This is a genomic window from Micromonospora coriariae, from assembly GCF_900091455.1.
GTDB lineage: Bacteria > Actinomycetota > Actinomycetes > Mycobacteriales > Micromonosporaceae > Micromonospora > Micromonospora coriariae.
The window spans coordinates 2,932,572-2,954,928 of sequence record NZ_LT607412.1 but is presented as its reverse complement, the minus strand read 5'-3'; the positions used below and the strand labels follow the sequence as shown (position 1 = coordinate 2,954,928).

Genomic DNA, 22,357 nt, shown 5'->3' with positions numbered 1-22,357 from the left:
GCATGAAGTGAAAGGAAGGGCCCCTTGTTAACGCCTGGCGTTAACAAGGGGCCCTTCCTTTCACTTCGGGGGTGTGGCGGCGGGCAGGGAGTGGCAGGGCTGCGACGGCGGGGCCGCGCGGGGCGGCCGGTGGACCAGGACGAGGGCCAGCACCGCGCCGGTCAGCAACAGGCCGGCGCACCAGGTCATCGCGCCCCGGAACGCGTGCGTCAGCTCGGATTTCTGCTCGTACCCGCCGCCGGAGAGGCCGACCAGCAGCGGCAGCGCGGCCACCGCGAGCAGGCCGCCGGCCCGGGACGCGGCGTTGTTGAAGCCGCTGGCCACGCCGGAGAACCGGTCCTCCACTGCGGCCAGCACCGATGCGGTCAACGGTGCCACCACCAGGGTCAGCCCGAGCCCGAAGAGCAGCACCCCGGGCAGCACCTCACGCCAGTACGACGCGCCCGGGCCGACGTCGCGCAGCATCAGCAGCCCGGCGGCCGCCACCGCCGGTCCGACGGCCAGCGGCAGCCGTGGGCCGATCCGCGCCGACAGCGCGCCGGCCCGGGCCGACCCGATCAGCAGCAGCACCGTCATCGGCAGCAGCGCGATCCCGGTGCGGAAGGCCGACCACTCGACCACGTTCTGCAGGTAGACGGCGAAGAAGAAGGTGAAACCGCTCAGCGCGGCGTAGACCACCACTGTGAAGATATTCAGTACCGAGAAGAGCCGGCTGCGGAACAGCCCGGTGGGCAGCATCGCGGTGTCTCCGCGCCGCCGTTCCAGCAGCACGAAGGCCACCGCGGCCAGCACCCCGACCAGTGCCGCGACCACCACCGGGGCCGAGTCGAAGCCGCGCGCCGGCGCGTCGATCAGGGCGTACGTGACACCGGCGAGCGCGAACGCGCCGAGCAGCGCCCCGGCCACGTCGAACCGGCGTCGGGTCCGGCCCGGCCCCACCGTCCCGGAGGCGTTCTCGTCCCGGCTCTCCGGCACCCAGCGAAGGGCCGCCAGCAGTACCAGCACGGCGATCGGCAGGTTGAGGAAGAAGATCCACCGCCAGGACAGCGCGTCGATCAGCCAGCCGCCGATGAACGGACCCAGTGCGGTGGACACGCCGGACAGCCCGGCCCAGGCGCCGATCGCCCGGCCCCGGTCGTCCGGGTGGAAGCTGGCCTGGAGCACCGACAGCGACCCGGGGGTGAGCAGGGCGCCGCCGGCACCCTGGAGGAACCGCGCCGCAATCAGCCAGCCGGTGCCCTGGGCCAGCCCACAGAGCACCGAGGCGGCGGTGAACCAGACCACCCCGGTCAGGAAGACCCGTCGCCGGCCGAAGCGGTCCCCGAGCGCGCCGCCGAGCAGCACGAACGCCGCCAGCATCAGCAGGTAGCCGTTGACGGTCCACTGCAGATCCGCCACGTTCGCGTCGAGGTCCTGGCCGAGCTTGGGCAGCGCCACGTTGACGACCGTGCTGTCCAGGAAGACCATGCCGGAGGCGAGCACCGCGGCGAGCAGGGTCCCCCGGCCGGCGGCGGTCCCCATCCGCAGTGCCGGCGCCGGTACGGGTGCGGTCATCCCACCAATCTGCCTTGCACCATGTGGGAGACGCCACGAAACGCCGAAACCATGCCCGGGTACTGTGCGCAATCGCCGGGAGACCGCAAGCTGGAGAGGTGTCGTCTGTGCGTACCAGATCAGGACCGCGCGCGGCGGTGGCCGCGCTCGTCGCGGCGCTGGCGCTCGGCGTGGCCGGTTGCGTCCCGCCCGATGAGCCCGACGCGGCGCCACCGAGTGGCGGCAGCAACGCCGTCGAGCAGTTGGGCCAGCTGACGGTCGCCAGCGCCGGCTCGATGAAGGGCTACAGCCGTGAGCACTTCCCGCACTGGCGGAACACCGGCAAGAACTGCGACGTGCGGGACACCATCCTGCAGCGCGACGGCAAGGACGTGAAGCTCTCCGGCTGCAACGTGGTCGGCGGGCGCTGGGAGAGCGTTTACGACGGTCGCAGCGCCACTGATCCGTCCGACGTGGACATCGACCACATGGTGCCGTTGGCCAACGCGTGGCGATCGGGTGCCGACGATTGGAACGACGCGAAGCGCGGCGATTTCGCCAACGACACGACGCGGCCTCAGCTTCTCGCGGTTTCCGCGTCCTCGAACCGGGCAAAGGGTGACCAGGACCCGTCCCAGTGGAAACCGGCGAACCGGTCGTACTGGTGCCAGTACGCCGAGAGCTGGGTGACGGTCAAGCACCACTGGCGGCTGACGGTGACCAGTGCCGAGAAGGCCGCCCTGAACGACATGTTGGAGGGCTGCACATGGGCGAACAAGCCGTGACAGGGGCCGGGGCGAGCCCGGCCCCGGAGCAGACGCCGGACGCGGGCGGAGAGGACGCGGCGGCGGCGACCGGCAGCGCGTCGGCCGGGCCAGCGACCGCGGGCATGACCGTGGACGGCAGCACCGGTACCGCCGGCACGGTGCCCGGCGCGGGGATGAGCGCGGACGGCCCCAACCCGCCCGACACCGCGTCGCCGGGTGCCGGCATGGACGCGGACGCGGCCAGCGGCGCCACGCGTACCGCGGACATCGTCCCGGGGCCGGGCGGGGTGATGACCGACGAGGTGGGTGTGGTGACCGGGGAGCTGACCCTGCGCACCAGCTACGCCGACGGTCGGGTCACGCTGAACGTGCAGTACAAGGACGCGGACGAGTGGTACGCGGTGACCGGCGGCTCGGTGCCGCTGCCCGACCCGGCAGGTCTCGACGCGGTGCACGGCGTCGCGGTGGCCCTGCTGCACCGTCCGGAGGGCTGAGCCTCACGCCGGGGCACGTCAGGCCGCACGCCCAGGGGCCGTCCTGTGACAGGACGGCCCCTGGCTGCGTCACGGGGTCGGGATCAGCTCGCCCGGCGGGTCAAGCGGGCCGGTGCCCTCGGTCGGGCGGACCAGCTCCGCCTCGACCTCGTGCGGCCGGATCCGGCCGGCGGCGATGTCCTCGGCGAAGTGGCAGGCCACCCGGTGCCCGCCGACCACGTCGCGCAGCGCCGGCCGCTCGTCCGCGCAGCGGGTCGGCTGCGCCCACGGGCACCGGGTGTGGAACCGGCAGCCCGACGGCGGGTTGGTCGGCGAGGGCAGGTCACCGGCGAGGAGGATCCGCTCTCGACGATCCTCGACCAACGGGTCCGGGACCGGCACCGCGGACATCAGCGCCCGGGTGTACGGGTGCATCGGCTCGCGGTACAGGTCGTCGCTGGACGCCTCCTCCACCAGCCCGCCGAGGTACATGACGCCCACCGTGTCGGCGATGTGCCGGACCACCGCCAGGTCGTGAGCGATGATCAGGTAGGTCAGGCCGCGCTCGTTCTGCAGGTCCTCGAGCAGGTTGAGCACCTGCGCCTGGATCGACACGTCGAGCGCGGAGACCGGCTCGTCGGCGACGATCAGGTCCGGGTCGAGCACCAGCGCCCGGGCGATGCCGATCCGCTGGCGCTGACCGCCGGAGAACTCGTGCGGGTACTTGCCCAACGCCGACGCGGGCAGGCCGACCGCCTCCAGCGTCTCGCGCAACCGCCGGTTCGTCTCCGCCTTGTCGCCGGCCAGCCCGTGCGCCTTGAGCCCCTCCACCAGCAGCGACTCCACCGACTGCCGAGGGTCGAGACTGGACAGCGGATCCTGGAAGATCATCTGCATCCGGCGCCGGGCCCGACGCATCGACTCGCCCTTGAGCGAACGCACGTCGGTGCCGTCGAAAATGATCTCGCCGTCGGTCGGCTCGACCAGTCGCAGCAGGCCCCGGCCCAGCGTCGACTTGCCGCAGCCCGACTCGCCGACCAGGCCGTACGTCTCACCCTTGCGGATGCTCAGCGAAACGCCGTCCACCGCGTAGACGTACCCGACGGTGCGGTCGAAGAGCAGGCCGCTCTTGATCGGGAAATGGACCTTGATGTCGCGCAGTTCGACCAGAGGTCCGGTCTGTTCGGTCATCGGACCGCCACCTCCTCGGAGACGGGGTTGTTGCAGCGCAGGTCGCCGCCGGTGGCTGTGGGTTCGAGCGGCGGAGGCCCCTCCAGGCACGCGTCCACGACGTTGTCGCAGCGCGGCGCGAAGGCGCACCCCTCGGCCCACGGGATGTTGTCCGAGACGGACCCGCGGATCGCGTGCAGCCGCTCACCACGCGGTGAGTCGAGCCGGGGCACCGAGTTGAGCAGCCCGTGCGTGTACGGGTGCCGGGCGTGCGCGAACAGCTCGTGCCGTCGTGCCCGCTCGACCACCTTGCCGCCGTAGAGCACGTTGACCGTGTCGCAGAGCCCGGCCACCACGCCCAGATCGTGTGTGATCATGACGAGCGCGGTGCCGGTCTCGTCGACCAGCTGCTTGAGCAGGGTGAGGATCTGCGCCTGGATGGTCACGTCGAGGGCGGTGGTCGGCTCGTCGGCGATCAGCAGCCGGGGCTTGCAGGCCAGCGCGATGGCGATCAGCGCCCGCTGGCGCATCCCGCCGGAGATCTGGTGCGGGTACTCACTGAGCCGCCGCTGCGGATCCGGAATCCCGACCGCGTCGAGCAGGTCCCGCGCCTCCCGCAACGCCTGCTTGCGGTCCCGGCCCTGGTGGCGTTCCAGCACCTCGGCGACCTGGATTCCGATCGGGATGACCGGGTTCAGCGACGACAGCGGGTCCTGGAAGATCATGCTGATCTCCCGGCCCCGCCGGTCGCGCATGTCGTCCGGCCGCAGCTTCAACAGGTCGGCGCCCTCGAAGAGCACCTCCCCGGTGACCTTGTTGCCCCGCTTGGGCAGCAGGCCCATGATGGCCAGGCTGGTCACGCTCTTGCCGCAGCCGGACTCACCGACCAGGCCGACGGTCTGCCCCGGTTCCACTGTGAAGCTGACCTTGTCGACGGCGGTGAAGGGCCGCTCGCCGCGTCGCTGGAACACCACGCTCAGGTCACGGACGTCGAGCAGGCTCATCGGGTCACTTCCTCACTGCACTGGTGCTTCGCCCGCGACCGCGGAGCTCGCAAGCTCACTCCGCGCGCTCGTCGCTGGCGCTCGTTGGTCGTGCCGCTCGCTCGCACCGCCGTCACCGCCGGTTCTTCGGGTCGATCGCCTCGCGCATCGCCTCGCCCAGCAGGGTGAAGCCGAGCGCGACCACGATGATCGCCAGCGCCGGGTAGTAGGCCAGCTCCGGCCGGACGTCGAAGTAGCGCTGACCGTCCACCCCGAGCATCAGGCCCCACTCGGCCCGGTTGATGTCCGGGTCGCCGAGACCCAGGAAGGAGAGCGCGGCGGCGTCCAGGATGGCCACCGCGAAGGTCAGGGTGGCCTGCACGATCACCGCGGTCAGCGAGTTGGGCAGCATGTGCCGCAGCACGATGTTGCGTTCCTTGACGCCGAGCGCGCGGGCGGCCAGCACGTGGTCGCTCTCCCGCTGGGCCAGCATCGAGCCGCGCAGCAGCCGGGCGAAGATCGGCACACTCACGATGGCCACCGCGAAGATGACAGTCCACTGGCTCGACCGGCTGGCCAACGCGACCAGGGTGATCGCGAGCAGCAGGCTGGGCAGGGCCAGCATCACGTCGGTGAGCCGCATCAGCACCACGTCGATCCAGCCGCCGAAGGCACCGGCGATCGCGCCGATCAGCACACCGAGCGCGAGGCCGATGAGGGTGGCGAGCACGCCGACGAAGAGCGTCTGCCGGGCGCCGTAGATCATCCGGGAGAGGAAGTCCCGGCCGAGCGGGTCGGAGCCGAGCGGGAAGTCGCCGCTGGCACCCGGGATGCTGTCCACTGTGAGGTTCTTCGTCAGCTCGTCGAAGCGCTGTACCGGGTCGTGTGGGGCGATCAGCGGAGCGAAGATCGCCATCAGGACGAACAGCCCCACGATGGTGGCCCCGACGATGGCGACCGGATTGCGTCGCAGCCGGCGCACGGCGTCGCGGACGAGGCTGATTCCGCCCCGGTCGGCCGCGCTCGCCCGGGCCAGCTCGTCCAGTCGCGCCTTCTTACGGTCGCCGAGCAGGCCGATGCTGCGCTCGCTCATGCCGGGGCGTGGCTTGTCGTCCCCGCTACGGGGAGCCGGCGTGCCGGCCTGGGTGATCGGGTCACTCATCGCACACGCACCCTCGGGTCGATGAAGGCGTAGGAGAGGTCGACCAGCAGGTTGACCACCACGAAGACCAGCGCGGCGAGCAGGATGATCGCCTGGAGCACCGGGTAGTCCCGGCCGCCGCTGATCGAGTCAGTGATCAGCGTGCCGATGCCGCCCCAGTTGTAGACCTTCTCGGTGAGCACCGCGCCGGAGAGCAGCGCGCCGGTCTGCAAGCCGATGGTGGTGACCACCGGCAGCAGCGCGTTGCGCAGGATGTGCCGGCCGCGGATGGTGCGGTGCCGCAGGCCCTTCGCCTCGGCCGTCCGCACGTAGTCCTCGTTGAGCACGTCGAGCACGCTCGCGCGGGTGATCCGCACGATCACGGCGAGCGGGATGGTCGCGAGCGTGATCGCCGGCAGGATCAGGTGCCACAGCGCGTCGGCGCTGGCGTCGAACTCCCGGGTGAGCAGGCCGTCGAGCACGAAGAAGCCTGTGACGTTGGTGTTGTCCAGACCGGTGGTCAGCCGTCCGGACGGCGGAAACCAGTGGATGTTCTGCGTGAAGACGTCCTTGAGCAGGTAGCCCAGGAAGAAGATCGGGATCGAGATGCCGAGCAGGGTGCCGGCGATGGTGAGGTTGTCCAGGGACCGTCCACGCCAACGTGCGGCGAGGTAGCCCAACGGCACCCCGAGGCCGACCGCGATGATCATCGCGGCGAGGGCCAGCTCGATGGTGGCCGGGAAGGCACGGCTGATGACGTCGGTGACCGGGTCACCGGACCGGATCGAGTTGCCGAAGTCGCCGGTCACCACCCGCTGCATGAACTTGCCGTACTGCACCAGGATCGGCTGGTCGTAGCCGAGCGCCTTGGTCAGCAGGGCGCGGCGTTCGGGCGTGGCCCGCTCGCCGAGCAGCGCCTCGACCGGGCCGCCGGGCAGGTTCCGCAGCCAGATGAAGATCAGCGCCGACAGCGCTATGAGGGTCACCACCAACTGCAGCAGGCGGCGGACTATGACTCGCAACATCTCTCACACACCAGACTCTCGATGGTCGCGCGATCGGCCCGGGCCGGGAGGAGCCCCGGACCCGGGCCGATCAGGCCTACGGCGTCAGCCGCCAAACGTCACTTGGTGACGCTGACCGTGTTGAACCGCTCGTCGGTCAGCGGGCTGGCAACCAGACCCTTGACATCCTTGGTGACGACAATGGCCGGCGGGGCGTGCCAGACCGGCACGGCCGGCAGCCACTTGGCGGCGATGTCCTTGTTGACCTGCTCCCAGGCCGCCTTCTTGCCGGCCTCGTCGACCGTGGCGTCGGCCTTGGTGATGGCCTCGAACATCTCGGTCATCGCCTGATCGCCGAACTCGGCCTTCCCGCGGCCGAAGAACGTGCCGACGAAGTTGCCCGGGTCGTTGTAGTCACCGGTCCAGCCGAGGATGTGCAGGTCGTGCTTGCCGAACTGCTGCACGTCGTCCTTGAAGCCACCGTTCCACGGGCGAGGCACACCGTTGACCTTGATGCCCACGGCCTGGAGGTCGTTGGCGAGAACGGTGAAGATCTCCTGCGGGTTCGGCATGTACGGCCGGGTGACGTCCGGCGGGTAGTAGAAGTTCAGCGTCAGACCCTCGGCGCCGGCCTCCTTGAGCAGCCGCTTCGCCTCGTCCGGGTTGTACTCGTACTTCTGCACGTCCGGGGCGTAGCCGAGCACGGTGTCCGGCATGAACTCGTCGGCGACCTTGGCGCCACCCGGGCCCTTGGTCTGCACCAGCTGCTGGCGGTTGAGCGCGTAGGCGATCGCCTGCCGCACCCGCAGGTCCTTCAGCTTCGGGTTCTTCTGGTTGATGCCCAGGTAGAGGATGTTGAACGCCGGGCGGTTGACGACCTGGAAGCCCTCACCCTCGAGCGCCTTGCGGTCGGCCGGGGCCGGGAAGTCGATGCCCTGCACGGTGCCGGCCCGGAGCTCCTGCTTGCGGGTGCTCTCATCCTTGATGATCTTGATGATCATCTTGTCCACCTTGGCCTTCTCGCCAAAGTAGTCCGGGTTGCGGTTCAGGGTGATCTCGTTCTTGGCCTTGTCCCAGCCACCGAAGGTGAACGGGCCGGTGCCGACCGGGTGCTCGTTGGCGAACGCGCTGTACGAGAACGAGTCACCGTTCTGCGTGACCGTGTTGGCGTCGTACTTCTTGAGCGCCTCGGGGCTCGCGATCGACAGCGAGGTCAGCGCGAAGGCGCCGGGGAAGGCGCCCTTGTACCTGTTCAGGGTCAGGACGGCGGTTCCGTCGTCCTTGGCCTCGCACTTGTTGTAGATCGACTCGCCGGCACCCTCGGCCTCGTTCTTGGCGAACCCGCCGAAGGTGTCCATGTAGTAGATCATCTGGGACTGGGCGGCAGCGCCCTTCATGTTGTACCAGCGGTCGAAGTTGAAGCAGACCGCGGCGGCGTTGAACGGCGTACCGTCGTGGAACTTCACGCCCTGGCGGAGCTTGAACGTCCAGACCTTGCCGTCCGGGTCGTGCTCCCAGCTCTCAGCCAGGCCGCCCTGCAGCTCCGCGGTGCCCGGCTTGTGGCTCACCAGGGTGTCGAACATCTGCCGGACCGGCCGGAACGACTCACCGTCATCGTTGAAGATCGGATCGAAGTTCTTCGGGTCACCGGCACCCGCGAAGATGAAGGTGCCGCCAGTCTTGGCCTCGCCACTGTCGCCGTCGCGCTCGCTCTCCGCGCAGCCGGCCGCGCCGACCGCCAGAGCGGCAACGGCCGCGATGGCCACAGCCGTTTTTAGCCTTCTCGCCTGCATCTCTCACCTCTGTCATGCGCCCGACCACGCCGAGTTGTGGCTCGGTCCGTGTGCGGGAGGCTATGACATGTCACACGCGAAGCGGAACTGGCGTCAGGCAATCGCTACCAAGCCGACACCTTGCGACGGGGTCTGACAGTCGACCGCGCCACCGGCGCAGCGACCGACACACCGACGGGCGGGGAATCCGGCGGCCGGGAGCGCTTCGCCGGACCGGTCAGGAGGGCGTCGGCCCGGGCGCCGCCGACGGGCAGTCGGACAGCCGCTCGACGACGGAACCCGCCGCCGCCGTGCCCAGAGCGTGGAAGGTCACCCGGTGACAGGCGGCCACGTTTCCCGCCCCGAACATCGTGCCAAATCGGGCCGTACCGTACACGATGACCGACAGGTCGGGCCGTCGGCGCACCTCGCGCACCTGCACCCCGGTGCCGTCCGCGACCGCCGCCAAGCGGTCGTCGGTCGGCGCCGGGTCGCCGGTGGCGACCACCTCGGCCGCGTACGCCTGCGCGTCGCGGGTCACGGCGGCTTCGGCGCCGGCCTCCTCCGCCCGACTGTCCGCGGCCATCCGCCGGGTGCCCACCTCGATCGCCACGACGACGCCCACCAGGGCCAGGCCCAGCACGACCGCCAGCACCACCGGGGTACGGGACCGCCGCACCGGCCGCCGGGTCGTCACACGACACCTCCAGGGGTACGCCGGTGGGCCCGCGCCGGTCGCGCCGACCCACCGGTCCCACTCAGTTGTAGCCCACCGCCGGCAACCGGGCTGTCACGGCGTTGGAGTAGGTCACCGCACCGGTGTCCTTCGGATGGAAGGAGGCCCGGCTGATGCAGACGTTCAAGCCGGCCGTGATCCAGCCGACGCACGTCGCGTAGTCGTCGTTGGCCACCATCCGGAAGTCGCCCTCGCCCTCGGGGCCGGCGACCAGCGAGTTGATGTCGTCCGGTACGAGGATGTCGTGGCCGACGTCGTACTTGCGGCACGTCCCGTGGTCGAGCATGCCGTCGACCATGTCGGTGAACTGCACCCTCCGACCGGCTGCCCGGGCCGTGTCGGTCATGGTCCGCTGCACGTCCCGCATGTAGAGGGCCAGCCTGTTGACCATCGCCATCTCGCCTGCCGTGTACCGGGCGAACACGCACGAGTCCTGGTGGTAGCTGGCGAAGATCCGGGGATAGCCGACCACCATGATTGTCGCGTTGGGTGCCTTCGCGGACACCGCGTCGACCAACTGGCGTACCTCGTACTGGGCGTTGTCGATCCGCTGCCGTACGGTCGCCTCGTACGCGGCGGTGTCGCACGCCTCGAGCGCGCACTTGGTCATCGTCGAGGGGAAGCCGGCGTCGTTGCCGCCGGCCGAGAGCAGCACCAGTGTCGTGTTGCCGTCCAGCACGCCGGACTGGATCTGGGAGATCTCCCGGAACTGCCCCTCCGCGGCCTCCCCGTAGTCACCCACGGACGAGGGTGGACTCTGCCAGTAGTAGGGGACGCTCGTGCTCCTCATCTGCTGCGCCGTCGCCCCGGAGCAGCTCACGAACTGGAAGTCCAGGCCCTGGTCGTGGCTGGCCAGCCGGCTGGAGATCGAACTCGACGAACCGGGCAGGCGGGTCAGCAGCGGCCAGGACCTGGTGCTCCGGCGGCAGGCGTTCCAGGCCCGGTTGCCGTAGTTGTTGTCCGTCTCGTAGTAGTAGCTGCCGACGCCCTCGCCGGAGCCGTACGAGTCACCCATCGCCACCACGAAGTGCCGCGGCTTGGCGGGCAGGGGAACGAACGCCAGGGCGTCCCAGGCCACGTCCTCGCTGCCGTTGCCGTCCGGGGTGATGTTGCTCAGCTCCACCGACTGCGCGCCCGCGTTGGAGAACTGGTACGTCCCCAGAGTCACCCAGCGGTGCGCCTCGGTCCGGGTCGGGATGTACCGGGTCCGCTGGCCCGCCCCCGTGTTGATCACGTACTTCGCCTGCTGGGTGTGCGCGCCGTGGTCGGGGATGTGCACCATGACCTTGGCCCAGCCGTTCAGCCGGTTGGTCGGCGTCCACCGCCCGGTCACCTTCTCCGGCGCTGTGTCGAGCTTCTGCGTGTGTGTGAACCAGAAGTGCCCGCCGAACCCGCCGCCGATCTGGTGGGTGTCCACCTTGCCGGGATAGATGGTCACGTTGTTCGGCCCGACCCGGGAGGGATAGCTGAACGAGAACTTGCCCGCCGGTGTGTAGTCCCGCGCGCAGCCCTGCGGGCCGAGCGGGGTTGCGCTGTCGATGTCGTCGATGATCAGCGCGTTGCCGGGCAGCCCGGTCCGGCTGCACTGCGAGTCGTAGATGCTGGAGCCGTACGGGCGGGGCTCGACGGTGGTGTACCGCCGGTTCTCCAGGCCGCAGTTGACCTGGCAGTCCGTCCAGGTGATCGGCGTGTGCCACCAGCACTTCAGGTCGTCGCGGGTGCACGGGCCGGGCTTCTCCGTCGGGTAGTCGCCCGGCACCTCCGACACGTTCGGGTCACAGGCGTTCTGAGCGGGCACGCAGAAGGCGAACCGGGACGGCTGGGCGACGAGCTTGTTGCGCTCCTGCGCGGTGGCGTACGTCGGGCTGTAGTTGCCCGTCTCGTAGTTGTACCGGCGCAGCGAGGTGTAGGCGAAGCCCATCACCCGCTCCGGGTACGACCAGTGGTTCGGGTGCTTGGCGTTGTCGTACCCGACCTGGTCGTCGACGGGCGGGTTGGCGCCCGGCACGTCCAGCGGCTCGGTCAGGAACATCTTCCGGTCCGCCGGATAGTTGGGATTGGCCGGATTGTTGGCCCAGCCGACCCCCCAGGGTTCGGTGGGGCTCTGCGGGATCTGGCTGTAGAAGCCGGTGTTGTACGCCCAGATGGCGAACCACCAGTTCTCGATGTACCTAGCGTCGCCGTTGTTCGCGATCAGCCCGGAGTTGCGGGTCTGGTTCCACTTGTCCTGCAGGATCCGCAGGCCGGCCGCGATGTTGACGGCGTAGTCCAGCGCCACCGCCTTCTGCTTCGTCGCGTCCCACTGCACGCCCGCGATCCACTGGTCGGTGTCGCTCTTCTTCATCCCGGACGTCACCTGACCGACGCCGTAACCGCAGTCCGTCTTCGTCCAGTCGATCTTGGTGTAGTCCGGGTTCAGCAGGTCCAGACCGTAGTAGCCGAGGCTGGTCAGCGGATTCCCGGCCAGGCCGTCCACGACGTGGAAACTGGCCTGCCACAGGTTCGACTCCTGGGCCAGGATCCCCAGGAACACCTGCGCCGGCACGTTGCCACCACCGGCGAGCGTCATCGACGGGAACATCCCCTGCGGCGAGTACGCCGGCAGGCCGTTGTTGGACCAGTTGGCCGCCCGCTGGAAGGTCAGCTGTCCGCGTACCGCCAGGTCGGCTGCCCACTCCACCTGCTCGCGGGTCGGTTGGTAGACCTGGATCGCCGGGTCGTTGCGGCGTACCGCGCAGGAGCCGTCGAGGTCGTACGCCACGGTCTCCGGGCTCGGATCGGCGAGGGTCGTCGCGTTACCCGGCGCCCGTCCCGCGCCGGCCGCCGGAGCCAGCCGCCCGGCGCGCCGACCCGCGGGCAGCACCGTGAAGGCCACGTCGCCCCCCGTCCGCAGGCGAGCCTTGATGTCGACCCGGTCCGCCTGCCCGTCGGCCGGCGTGCCCCCTGCCGGCCCGGCCGCCTCCCGACCGGTGACGGCCCTGGTCAGCACCAGGTCACCGGTGCGGGAGACGTCGCTGTCCGGGGGCGCATCGATCGTGCGCCACCCGGCCGGCAGGCGCTTGCCGGCAAGCCGGCCGCCGGCCTGGCCGCCCACGGCGAAGACCCGACCCGCACCGCCGGCGCGCAGCTTGACCGTGCCCGACGGAACGGTGGCCAGCGGAACCACCCGGCCACCGGACAGCCGGGCGAGGTCAACCTCGTCCCCCCGGGCCACCTGGAGCGCGACGTCCCGGGTCCCGTCCGCCATCAGCCGGAAAGGTGATCCTCCGGTCCGGACCGTCGACCGGACCGCTCCCCGGCGGTCGAGGGTGAGCAGCGCGTCGCCCTTGGCTGCGACGATGCCGTCACCGACCGGGATGGCCGAGGTGAGCTGACCGGTCGCCAGCGACTTCCGGGTGGCGGAGGGCTTCGCGGTGTCCACCCTGGTCAGGACGGTCCGCGCGGCCGTGCCGGCCCGGGACGACGCCGGCAGCTCCAGGCGCGTCAGCACCGCGGCCTCCCCGGCCGCGCAGCCGGGATTGTGGTACGCCAGGGAGTAGCGCTCGGGCAGCTTGGTGACCGCACCCGTGTCCAGGTCGACAACCGCCGCGAAGGCTCCCGCGTTGAGCAGGTTCTCCCGGTTGGTGAACTCACGGGGCGCGTAGACCGCCACAGCGCGCCGGCCGGAGCCGGTCAGGCAGACCTGCCCGACCCACTGGTCCGTCGGCAGGCCGGGCTCACCGAGCGTGGCCGCCGTCCGCCAGCGGTACGCCTCCTTGGCGTCCGCCACCAGCACGTGCAGGCCGGTCTCGTCGGACGAGGTGGTGACCACCCGGTCGGCGGATCGCCGCCAGGTGGTGCCGAGCCGCCGGTCGGGGTCGAGGACCCGATCGGGATCGGCCGGCCGGTTCGGGGCCGGCGGCCTGGCGACGGTGGTCGTCGGGGCGGGAGCGGCGGGAGCGGCCGAGGCCACCTGTTGGAACGGAACGAGCGGTACGAGCACCGCGAGTGCGAGTAGCGGGGCCAGGGACCGGCGCACGGTGACCTCCGTCGCGAGATGCGGAGAGAGAGCCCCCATCGTCACGACGGCGATCACCGTGTCGTCATCACCGGCTCACCGTCCGCCCATCACCGGGCGGTGGATCAGACGGCCCGGCGCCCCTCGAAGGCCCGGCCCAGCGTGATCTCGTCGGCGTACTCCAGGTCACCGCCGACCGGCAGCCCGCTCGCCAGCCGGGTGACCGCGATCCCCATCGGCTTCACCATCAGCGCCAGGTAGGTGGCGGTCGCCTCGCCCTCGGTGTTCGGGTCGGTCGCCAGGATCAGCTCGCGCACCGCGCCGCCACTCAGCCGGGTCATCAGCTCGCGGATGCGCAGATTGTCCGGACCGATCCCCTCCAGCGGGTTGATCGCGCCGCCGAGCACGTGGTAGCGGCCGCGGAACTCACCGGTCCGCTCGATGGCCACCACGTCCTTGGGCTCCTCCACCACACACAGCACCTCGTCGGTACGGCGTGGGTCGCGGCAGATCCGGCACTGCTCGGACTCGGCCACGTTGTAGCAGGTCGTGCAGAACCGCACCAGCTCCTTGACCTTGCGCAGCGCGCCGGCCAGCCGGTTGACGTCGGTCGGATCCGCCGACAGGACGTGGAACGCGATCCGCTGAGCGCTCTTCGGGCCCACGCCCGGCAGCCGACCCAGCTCGTCGATCAGATCCTGGATGGCACCTTCGTACATCTGCCGGCTCAGAAACCGGGCAGGCCGAGGCCGCCCATGCCACCGGTGACAGGACCCATCTTGCGCTCGGTCAGCTCACGCGCCGCCTCGGCGGCGTTGTGCACGGCCGCGACGACCAGGTCCTCCAGCGTCTCCACGTCGTCCGGGTCGACGGCCTTCGGGTCGATCTTGATGGCCTTGAGCTCCCCGGAACCGGAGACGGTCGCGGTGACCAGCCCACCGCCGGCGGTGCCGGTCAGCTCGGCCTCGGCCAGCTCGGCCTGGGCGGCGGCGATCTGCTGCTGCATCTTCTGCGCCTGCTTCAGCATCTGCTGCATGTTCGGCTGTCCACCTGGGCGCACGGATGGCTCCTTCTCGCACTCGTCTGCTCGGCCGCCGCCCAGCCTATCCGCTGGGACCGACTCCGCCCCGCCCGGTCGTCCGCCCACGCCGGAGCCGGTAGGAGTACACCTGTCACCACCCGGAACCGATCCCGCTCTGGGCCTGCTGCCTCGGGTGGAGGAGTCAGCGGGCGTCGACTTCGTCGATCTTTTCGGCGCCGAAGGTCTCGCGGAGCAGCCGTACCGCCTGCTCCTCGCTGGACTCCCGGGCGGTCTTCTCGTCGATGATCTCGTCCAGCGGCTCGTCGCCCGGGTCGAACCCCTCGTAGGTCGGCGTGGCCGCCGGTGCCGCGCCACCCGGCTTGGCACCGCGCAGCGGACCGTCGAAGTCCGGGTCGTAGGGCGGTTCGCCGGCCCATTCGGCGTCCGCCGTGGGGCGGGCCGCCGCTCCGGTACGCGGACCGCGCCCCGCCGCTGCCGCGCGGGCGGCGGCGATGGCGCTGCTCACCGGTGCTCCACCGGTGGCCGGTTGACGGGCCGCCGGTGTCGGGTTGGCCCGGGCGTTCGGCTTACCGCCGCCGGCCGCACCGGTGCCGCCTCCACCCGCGCGGCCCAGGTCAGTGCTGTCCGCACCGGTGGCCGTTGCGTCGGCGCCGTTCGCGCTGGAGGGCGCCGAGCCGGGGCCGGCCGGCGGGGTGTCGGCGGTGACGCCGCCCGGCCGGGCGGCCTCCGGCCAGTCCTCGTCATCGGCCGGTGCGGCGGCGGGGGCGCTGCCACCGGGGCGGGCCGCCTCCGGCCAGTCGTCCTCGTCGTTCACCGGCGACCCGGCCGGCGACGCACCGCCCTGCCGACCTGCGCCGCGACCAGCGGACTCGTCCGCCGCTGAGGTGGCACGGCCACGCGCGCCCGACGTGTCGGGCAGGCCGTCGCGGACACCCCCGCCGCCAGCGGGGCCGGCAGCTGCGGTCGCGTTCGTCGGGGTGGGTGACGCGTTGGTCGGGGTGGGTCGGGCGTCCGCCGGCGCGGCGGATCGGGCGTCCTCCGGGGATGCGGCCGGTCGGGCCGGCGCGGCGGCCTGCGAACGCGGCGGGCCGGACAGCGACACGCCGCCCCGCTCGCCGGCCACCTCGCAACGGATCTGCCAGCGTCCGCCCAGCTCCTCATAGAGCGCGTCGGTGAGCACCGCCGCGTGGTCGGCCATCATCTTGGCCAGCACGGTGGACTTGACCGTCAGCACAAGCGTGTCGCCGTCGAGGTCGCGTACCACCGCGTCGCGCATCAGGGCCGCGATCCGCTTGTTGGTCCGGTTGACCTTGCCGACCACGTCGGGCCAGACCCGGCGGACCGCGACCGCGTCCAGCGCCGCGGCCGGCGCGCCGGGTCGGGGCGGCTCCGGCGTCGCCGGGTCGGGAAGCACCGCCGACGGCGGCACCGCGCGTCGGGGAGCCGGCGACCCACCGGGCGAGCCGGGCCCGGCCGGCGAGACGGGTACGGCCCGGTCCGCGGTAGCCGACGCACCGGGGGACGCCGGAATCGGCGTGTCAGCGGCCGAGGCGGGAGCGCTCGGGACCGGAGCGGCCGAGGACGGAGTGCTCGGGGGTGCCGCCGGGTCGACCGTCCACGGCGGCGCGGAGGTCGGGGCGGCAGCGGGTGCCGGGGCGGCGGGAGCCGGAGACGGGGAGGCCGGCTGTGCGCGTACCCCAGGGTGGGTGGCTGGCGCGGAGGCGGCGGCGGCCGACGGCGCGTCGCCACCGCTCAGGGTGAGCCGGCGCTCCATCCGCTCCAGGCGCTGGAGCAGGCCACCAGTGGAGTCGTCCGCGCCGGGCAGCAGCATCCGGGCGCAGATCAGCTCCAGCAGCAGCCGGGGCGCGGTGGTGCCGCGCATCTCCACCAGGCCGTCGTGCACGATGTCGGCGCAGCGGGAGAGCGTGCCCGGACCGAGCTGCGCGGCCTGGGCGGCCATCCGCTCGATCTGGTCGGCAGGACCGTCGATCAGGCCCTTCGCGGCGGCGTCCGGCACCTGCTGGATCACGATCAGGTCGCGCAGCCGCTCCAGCAGGTCCGACGCGAACCGGCGCATGTCGTGCCCGGCCTCGGCCACCCGGTCGACTGTGGCGTACGCGGCGGCGCCGTCACCGGCGGCCAGCGCGTCGCACATCTCGTCGATCAGCGCCGAGTCGGTGACCCCGAGCAGCGCGGCGGCCCGGGCGTAGCTGACCCCCTCCGGCCCGGCGCCGGCGATGAGCTGGTCGAGCACGGAGAGACTGTCCCGCATGCTGCCACCACCGGCACGCACCACCAGCGGAAAGGCCGCCGGCTCGACGGTGACCCCCTCCGCCTCGCAGAGCTGCTCCAGATAGGGGCGGACCACCTTCGGCGGAAACAGCCGGAACGGGTAGTGGTGGGTCCGCGACCTGATCGTGCCGAGAACCTTCTCCGGCTCGGTGGTGGCGAAGATGAACTTGACGTACTCCGGAGGCTCCTCGACCAGCTTGAGCAGGGCGTTGAAGCCCTGGGTCGAGACCATGTGCGCCTCGTCGATGATGTAGATCTTGAAGCGACTGTTGGCCGGCGCGAAGAAGGCCCGCTCGCGCAGCTCGCGCGCGTCGTCGACACCACCGTGGCTGGCCGCGTCGATCTCGATCACGTCGATGGAACCGGCACCGTCAGTCGACAGCGAGCGGCAGGAGTCACACTTGCCGCACGGCTCGGGGGTGGGGCCCTGCTCACAGTTGAGCGAGCGGGCCATGATCCGGGCGCTGGTGGTCTTGCCGCAGCCGCGCGGGCCGGAGAAGAGGTAGGCGTGGTTGAGCCGCCCGCTGCGCAGCGCCTGCGACAGCGGCTCGGTGACGTGCTCCTGCCCGATGACCTCGGCGAAGGTACGCGGCCGGTACTTGCGGTAGAGCGCCAGCGTCACTCGTCCCGCCTCCTCTCGACCGAGCCATTCTGCGCCGGTCGGGCGCGGGTGACCACCCACCACCCCGGTCCGGCGTGGGTTGCCACGGGTTGCCCCGCTTGATCGACTCGGCTTCCTGGAAGTCGCGGTGTCCCTATGCCCGGGATGCCCCGACATCACGGATGTCGAGTGGATCAACCGGCCTGGAGACAGAAAGGCCTCCCGTGCACCCGGCAGAGCTCGCTTATCCTTGCTGCCTTCCGGCCCTGGGGAGGTTCACGAGATACCGCCGCACGGGAGGTGACGCCAACCCTACCCGACAGCCCGTCGATCTTCAGGGGGTGGTGGGGTGGCCGGGTCGGCGGGGCCCTGTATCCTGGCTCGCGGAGGATTCGCCTAGAGGCCTAGGGCGCACGCTTGGAAAGCGTGTTGGGTTTACACCCTCACGAGTTCGAATCTCGTATCCTCCGCTCGCTTGATCACAAACGCGAGGGTCGGCCCCACCGGGGACCGGCCCTTCGTCGTCTCCACGTCGCTCCCGGGCCGCTCGGGCAGCCACCCGTGAGTGATCCGTACGTCGGGACGAAGCGTGGGGCACCGCTCCCAGGTTCGGTTCAGTCGCCACCGCGACTCACAGTTCAGCGCCAATCCATGTTGCCGATCTCCCCTTCGGGAGGGAGGACCTGGCTGCGGGACTGCTGTTGACTACCGGAATGGCAGCCGCTGCTTTCGCAACCGATCGTCCCGAGGCCCCTGCGCGACCCGGCATCGGTATCACCGTGACCGGCCGTCTGATGGCCCTGTGCTGCATCGGGTTCGCGGTCGTCAACATCGTCTTCGAGCTGACCGACCGCTTTGCCGACGGTCCGTATGCCGAGTATTCCACCGGGATCGCCGTGATGAACTGGCTCGTCGTCGGGCTCAAGGCGGTGGGCGCGGCTGTGGCACTGTTGTCGGTCGCCAGCCGCCCGAGATTTCTTCCTCCGGTGTTTCTGGGCGTGTTGGTGTGGGGAGCGTTTGCGATGCTCGCCGTGTACGCCCTGGGCAGCGTGGTGCAAGCGATCGGCATGGCTTCGGGCCTGGCTGGCAGCGCCGACCAGATCGACCTGGCCGGGGTTGCTTACGTGCTCTTCTTCCTGATGGTTGCGGCCGGCTTCGGCGTCCTGGCGATCTCATACTCGCGGCGCTTCAGACTCCGGAAGGGCGTCGTCGTCCTCGGCGCGCTCGGCGCACCCGTGGCGTTGGGCGTGATCCTGCTGGCCGTGCCCATGCTGCTGGCCGCCCTCGGCGTCATGCCCGCGCCTTGAGCCCTGACTCCCGCACCGCTGTGGAAGGATGCGACCACCCGTGCCCACTGCACGGTTTCTGATTCCGTTGGGGGGCCCTTTGGTATCGGTGCGCAATGCCGCCCTGCTCGTCGCGGTAGCAGTCGTCGGCAGCCTGTTGCCGGCAGCTCCGGCTCACGCCGAGCCCTACGACACCAAGACTCATCGGTTGGGCACAAGGTTCAGTTGAGGATCGCCGGTTACGCCTACGACGGTGCGAAGTACGACCTCTACAGCGACCCGGCGGACAACGTCCCCCTGTTGAAGAAGGCCGGGTTGGTGACGCCGAACGCCGGTCCTGGAACCATCCGCAAGGGCTCCAGCCTCAACGTCACCGGCAAGCTCACCTATCCCGACTGGAATCGCCTGGACGTGGGTGGGAACTCTTTCGTCTCCGTCGCCTACGCCGGCCAGCCGGTCAGCCTTGAGTTCAGGAAGGCGGGCACCACGTCGTACACGCGGGTCAGGACGGTCACGTCCGCCGCGGACGGCACGGTGCGGACGACGGTCACGGCCGACACGTCCGGCACATGGCGGTGGTCGTTCGGCGGAGCCGGCGTCGTCGTCGCCTCGGTGTCACCCGACGCCAAAGTCCTCGTCTACAACGTGCGGCGCTGAACGCGTCCTTGAACAGCACCAACGCCCGGCAGGCCATAATCGGTCCGCCGGGCGTTGATCTTGTGGTCTCATCGACGTCGTGGCGGACACGGCGTGGCAGTGGGACGAGACCTTGTACGCGGGCAGCGCGAGCCACTACAGCTCGGGGCGCATGGCCTACCCGCCCAGTCTCGCCGACGCCCTCGGCAAGGAACTCGGCCTCGACGGCACCGGCCGACTCCTGGACGTGGGCTGCGGGCCCGGATCGCTGACGCTGCTGCTCGCGCCCCTGTTCGACGCGGCGGTGGGCGTCGACGCCGACGAGGGCATGCTCACCGAGGCGCGGCGCAGAGCCGGCGAGGTCGGAGCCACGACCATCGAGTGGCGGCACCTACGCGCCGAGGCCCTGCCGGCCGGCCTGGGCACGTTCCGGGTGGCAACCTTCGCCCAGTCGTTCCACTGGATGGATCGGTCTCTCGTGGCCCGCCGGGTCCGCGACATGCTCGCGCCGGGAGGGGCCTGGGTCCACGTCAGCGCCAACACCCATCAGGGCGTGGCCGACGACGAGACGCTGCCGTATCCGCGTCCGCCGTGGCGGCAGATCGACGAGCTGGTCGCCAGCTACCTGGGGCCGGTCCGCCGGGCCGGTCGGGGATGGTTGCCCGCAGGCACCCCCGGCGGGGAGGAGGCGATCATGCGGCAGGTCGGCTTCACCGGCCCCACCCGCATCGAGGTCAGCGGAGGGGCGGTCGCGGAACGCGGCGTCGACGAGATCGTTTCGGCGGTGTTCTCCCTGTCCAGCTCGGCACCACACCTGTTCGCCGACCGACTCCCCGCCTTCGAGGCGGACCTCCGTCGCCTGCTGTCCGAAGCGGCACGCGAGGGCCGGTTCGCAGAGCGCAGACGCGACGTCGCCGTGGCGATCTGGCGCCCCTGACGACCCCGTCAGCCGGCTCGCTCGGCGGCCCTGACCGGGACCGACGCCTCCGGCCCGCCCTGCGGGGCAGGCGGGGCCCGCAGGGACCAGAGCGCAAGGGGTACGGCGGCGACCGCGGCGGTCAGCAGGATCAGCCGGTGGTCGACGATTTCGAGCAGGCTCGCGCCGGCCAGCAGGGCCACGGTGGACGGGCCGAAGGTGAGCGTGTTGACCGTGGACGCCACCCGCCCGACCAACTCGCCCGGCGTCTCCCGCTGGACGGCCGTCCAGACGGTGACCAGCACCAGCGGCACGCCGAGCCCCACCGCGAGCCCGCCGGCGACCACCAGTCCGACCGAGGTGGTGGCCCGCAGGGCCAGCCCGACGGCGAAGACCGCGACCGCCCCGGCCACCACCCGCCGGTCGCCGAAGCGGCGCAGCAGTGATCCGGCCGCCAGGCCGCCGAGAAGGGACCCGACGCCCTGCACAGTGGCCAGCACGCCGTTGAACTCGGGCGGCCTCCCCAGGCCGGCGTCCACCACGGCGTACGCGACGGCGCCGTTGAGCCCCATCAGCACCATTGTCAGCGCGGCGCAGCCGACGACGTGCCGCAGCGCCCGATGCCGCCGCAGGTGTCCCCACCCGTCGGCGAGCTGCCGGCTCCAGCGTTCGGGGCGCCCGGGCGGTTGCTCGCGGACCCGCAGCGACCAGAAGACGACGCCGGCCAGCACGAAGGTGGCCGCGTCCAACAGCACCACGGGGTGCGCGCCGTACGCGGCGAACAACCCCGCTCCGGCGAGCGGGGCGAGCAGCTTCATCCCCTCGTTGATCGTGGTGCGCAGTCCGTTGAAGTCGCCGAGCAGCGGGCCGGGAACCACCGCCGGCACCAGCGCGGCCTCGGCCGCGTCGCTCAGCACGAAGCTGATTCCGTACGCGGTCATCACCACGAAGATCAGCCACACCCGGGCGGCCGAGTCGACCAGCAGCAGGACCGGCAGGAGCGCCGCCATCACCGCGTGCAGGACGATCAGCAGCGGCCGCCGGCGGAACCGGTCGGCGAGCAGCCCCAGCAGTGGCCCGACCAGGGTGGGCGCCCACACCCCCAGGGTCACCAGGGCGGCGAGGCTGCTCGACCCGCTCAGCTCCTTCACCCAGATGCCGGCCACCAGCAGCATCGCCGCGGTGCCGAAGCCGGACACCAGTACCCCACCGAGATAGCGGCCGGCGTCGCGGTCGGTCAGCACCCTGGCCGTACCCCAGCTCATCGCACCTCCCCCGCCACCGGACGATTCTGCCCGAGCGGTGAACCACCCCGGGCCGGCGGGTACGGTCCGGGGATCGACGGCGGCCGGCTCGGAATCGGTCGTACACATGTTCTATCCACAGGCTGTGGACGGCGGAGGGTTCGATGAGTTACCAGCTCAGCGCGGTGGTCGCGGACGCGGAACTGCTCCGCGAGCAGACTGCCGAGCTGGATCACGCGGTCCTCGGCGAGCTGCGCCAGGACTTCGCACTACTGCCGGTCACGCCGCAGTTGGTGGTGGAGCTGACCGGGTCGCTGCCGGATTTCGCCGTTGACGACCGGAGCGCCGAGCAACCGTTCGACCTGGTGTTGTCGCCGCCACTGGTCGAGTCGCTGGCCCGGTGGTCACGGTCCGGGCCGGTGGCGTACCTGGAGGCGGAGTTCGGCGGCGGCGCCGGCTACCAGTCGGCGGCGGTATGGCTGGGCGGCGCGCTGTCCTGGGGGCCACGGTTCGACGGCGTGCTCGACTCCCCGCGCGGGAAGTGGCCGATCAACATGGCGCTCACCCGGCTCGGTGTCGAGCCGGGCACCTGGATCGACCCGTTCGCCGAGTTGGGGTTGCACCTGGAACGGAACACCGACGGTTGGCTGGCGCACGGGCGGCGCCGGCTCAGCGCCGACTACTGGGACGAGCTTGTCGAGCAGTGGGAGAACCAGTGATCCGGCGAACGGCAGCAACCTGAACGCCCTGGTTCCGTTGTGGAC

At 71.0% G+C, this 22,357-nt stretch carries 18 protein-coding genes, 1 tRNA gene and 1 other RNA gene; 7 read left to right on the top strand and 13 right to left on the bottom strand.

All coding sequences use genetic code 11. The features are described from left to right. Positions 1-60 precede the first annotated feature (60 nt). Positions 61-1,554, bottom strand: coding sequence for an MFS transporter (locus GA0070607_RS13865; protein WP_089018578.1), 1,494 nt, complete (start codon positions 1,552-1,554; stop codon positions 61-63). Positions 1,555-1,661: 107 nt separating this feature from the next. Here GA0070607_RS13865 and GA0070607_RS13860 point away from each other — a divergent pair, with 107 nt between their 5' ends. Further along, positions 1,662-2,318 carry an HNH endonuclease family protein gene (locus tag GA0070607_RS13860; protein WP_089018577.1) on the top strand — a complete coding sequence of 219 codons (657 nt, stop codon included), beginning with the start codon at positions 1,662-1,664 and terminating at the stop codon, positions 2,316-2,318. Next, positions 2,300-2,794: a hypothetical protein gene (locus GA0070607_RS13855; protein ID WP_089018576.1), complete on the top strand. Its 495-nt coding sequence runs from the start codon at positions 2,300-2,302 to the stop codon at positions 2,792-2,794. Before GA0070607_RS13860 ends, GA0070607_RS13855 begins: the two co-directional genes overlap by 19 nt. 69 nt (positions 2,795-2,863) lie before the next feature. Here the strand turns inward: GA0070607_RS13855 and GA0070607_RS13850 are convergent, their stop codons facing one another. The 11 genes from GA0070607_RS13850 to ffs form a co-directional block, all read right to left on the bottom strand. Further along, complete coding sequence (locus GA0070607_RS13850; protein ID WP_089018575.1) at positions 2,864-3,964, bottom strand: ABC transporter ATP-binding protein; 1,101 nt, start codon at positions 3,962-3,964, stop codon at positions 2,864-2,866. Beyond that, entirely contained in the window at positions 3,961-4,947 is a 987-nt protein-coding gene (locus GA0070607_RS13845; protein WP_089018574.1) for an ABC transporter ATP-binding protein, read from the bottom strand. The genes GA0070607_RS13850 and GA0070607_RS13845 overlap by 4 nt, the downstream gene beginning before the upstream one ends. Positions 4,948-5,059: 112 nt before the next feature. Next, on the bottom strand, positions 5,060-6,019 hold the full coding sequence (locus tag GA0070607_RS13840) for an ABC transporter permease (protein WP_197701294.1): 960 nt from the start codon (positions 6,017-6,019) through the stop codon (positions 5,060-5,062). Positions 6,020-6,084: 65 nt separating this feature from the next. Continuing rightward, positions 6,085-7,092 (bottom strand): ABC transporter permease, encoded by a 1,008-nt coding sequence (locus tag GA0070607_RS13835; protein WP_089018573.1) that lies wholly within the window; start codon positions 7,090-7,092, stop codon positions 6,085-6,087. 98 nt (positions 7,093-7,190) lie between these two features. Continuing rightward, on the bottom strand, positions 7,191-8,864 hold the full coding sequence (locus GA0070607_RS13830) for an ABC transporter substrate-binding protein (RefSeq protein ID WP_089018572.1): 1,674 nt from the start codon (positions 8,862-8,864) through the stop codon (positions 7,191-7,193). 217 nt (positions 8,865-9,081) lie between these two features. Continuing rightward, entirely contained in the window at positions 9,082-9,540 is a 459-nt protein-coding gene (locus tag GA0070607_RS13825) for a hypothetical protein (protein ID WP_089018571.1), read from the bottom strand. Between the two features lie 61 nt (positions 9,541-9,601). After that, complete coding sequence (locus tag GA0070607_RS13820) at positions 9,602-13,597, bottom strand: golvesin C-terminal-like domain-containing protein (protein ID WP_157743153.1); 3,996 nt, start codon at positions 13,595-13,597, stop codon at positions 9,602-9,604. A 104-nt stretch (positions 13,598-13,701) separates the two neighbouring features. Next, positions 13,702-14,295, bottom strand: coding sequence for a recombination mediator RecR (gene recR, locus GA0070607_RS13815; protein ID WP_089018569.1), 594 nt, complete (start codon positions 14,293-14,295; stop codon positions 13,702-13,704). A gap of 8 nt (positions 14,296-14,303) precedes the next feature. Continuing rightward, positions 14,304-14,612 carry a YbaB/EbfC family nucleoid-associated protein gene (locus GA0070607_RS13810; RefSeq protein ID WP_231931157.1) on the bottom strand — a complete coding sequence of 103 codons (309 nt, stop codon included), beginning with the start codon at positions 14,610-14,612 and terminating at the stop codon, positions 14,304-14,306. Positions 14,613-14,799: 187 nt separating this feature from the next. Beyond that, positions 14,800-17,532: a DNA polymerase III subunit gamma and tau gene (locus GA0070607_RS13805; protein WP_089018568.1), complete on the bottom strand. Its 2,733-nt coding sequence runs from the start codon at positions 17,530-17,532 to the stop codon at positions 14,800-14,802. A 192-nt stretch (positions 17,533-17,724) separates the two neighbouring features. Further along, an RNA gene (ffs, locus tag GA0070607_RS13800) (signal recognition particle sRNA small type) lies at positions 17,725-17,814 on the bottom strand. An 82-nt stretch (positions 17,815-17,896) separates the two neighbouring features. On the opposite strand from ffs, the gene GA0070607_RS13795 reads away from it, so the two are divergent. The 4 genes from GA0070607_RS13795 (at position 17,897) to GA0070607_RS13780 (ending at position 20,370) form a co-directional block, all read left to right on the top strand. Continuing rightward, positions 17,897-17,981: transfer RNA gene (locus GA0070607_RS13795), tRNA-Ser, on the top strand. A 309-nt stretch (positions 17,982-18,290) separates the two neighbouring features. Then, positions 18,291-18,818, top strand: a complete 528-nt coding sequence (locus tag GA0070607_RS13790; RefSeq protein WP_089018567.1) for a hypothetical protein — start codon at positions 18,291-18,293, stop codon at positions 18,816-18,818. A gap of 204 nt (positions 18,819-19,022) precedes the next feature. Beyond that, positions 19,023-19,454 carry a hypothetical protein gene (locus tag GA0070607_RS13785; protein ID WP_089018566.1) on the top strand — a complete coding sequence of 144 codons (432 nt, stop codon included), beginning with the start codon at positions 19,023-19,025 and terminating at the stop codon, positions 19,452-19,454. A 79-nt stretch (positions 19,455-19,533) separates the two neighbouring features. Next, positions 19,534-20,370: a class I SAM-dependent methyltransferase gene (locus GA0070607_RS13780; RefSeq protein WP_089018565.1), complete on the top strand. Its 837-nt coding sequence runs from the start codon at positions 19,534-19,536 to the stop codon at positions 20,368-20,370. 8 nt (positions 20,371-20,378) lie between these two features. On the opposite strand, the gene GA0070607_RS13775 is transcribed toward GA0070607_RS13780, so the two are convergent. Next, entirely contained in the window at positions 20,379-21,614 is a 1,236-nt protein-coding gene (locus GA0070607_RS13775; RefSeq protein WP_089018564.1) for an MFS transporter, read from the bottom strand. Between the two features lie 143 nt (positions 21,615-21,757). On the opposite strand from GA0070607_RS13775, the gene GA0070607_RS13770 reads away from it, so the two are divergent. Continuing rightward, positions 21,758-22,312 (top strand): hypothetical protein, encoded by a 555-nt coding sequence (locus GA0070607_RS13770; protein ID WP_089018563.1) that lies wholly within the window; start codon positions 21,758-21,760, stop codon positions 22,310-22,312. Positions 22,313-22,357: the final 45 nt, after the last annotated feature.

Bases quoted from the DNA above. Each gene is read 5' to 3' on its own strand.
- GA0070607_RS13865 (WP_089018578.1), bottom strand. From the start codon at position 1,554: ATGACCGCACCCGTACCGGCGCCGGCACTGCGGATGGGGACCGCCGCC.
- GA0070607_RS13855 (WP_089018576.1), top strand. From the start codon at position 2,300: ATGGGCGAACAAGCCGTGACAGGGGCCGGGGCGAGCCCGGCCCCGGAG.
- GA0070607_RS13850 (WP_089018575.1), bottom strand. From the start codon at position 3,964: ATGACCGAACAGACCGGACCTCTGGTCGAACTGCGCGACATCAAGGTC.
- GA0070607_RS13845 (WP_089018574.1), bottom strand. From the start codon at position 4,947: ATGAGCCTGCTCGACGTCCGTGACCTGAGCGTGGTGTTCCAGCGACGC.
- GA0070607_RS13840 (WP_197701294.1), bottom strand. From the start codon at position 6,019: ATGAGCGAGCGCAGCATCGGCCTGCTCGGCGACCGTAAGAAGGCGCGA.
- GA0070607_RS13835 (WP_089018573.1), bottom strand. From the start codon at position 7,092: ATGTTGCGAGTCATAGTCCGCCGCCTGCTGCAGTTGGTGGTGACCCTC.
- GA0070607_RS13830 (WP_089018572.1), bottom strand. From the start codon at position 8,864: ATGCAGGCGAGAAGGCTAAAAACGGCTGTGGCCATCGCGGCCGTTGCC.
- recR (WP_089018569.1), bottom strand. From the start codon at position 14,295: ATGTACGAAGGTGCCATCCAGGATCTGATCGACGAGCTGGGTCGGCTG.
- GA0070607_RS13810 (WP_231931157.1), bottom strand. From the start codon at position 14,612: ATGCAGCAGATGCTGAAGCAGGCGCAGAAGATGCAGCAGCAGATCGCC.
- GA0070607_RS13775 (WP_089018564.1), bottom strand. From the start codon at position 21,614: ATGAGCTGGGGTACGGCCAGGGTGCTGACCGACCGCGACGCCGGCCGC.
- GA0070607_RS13770 (WP_089018563.1), top strand. From the start codon at position 21,758: ATGAGTTACCAGCTCAGCGCGGTGGTCGCGGACGCGGAACTGCTCCGC.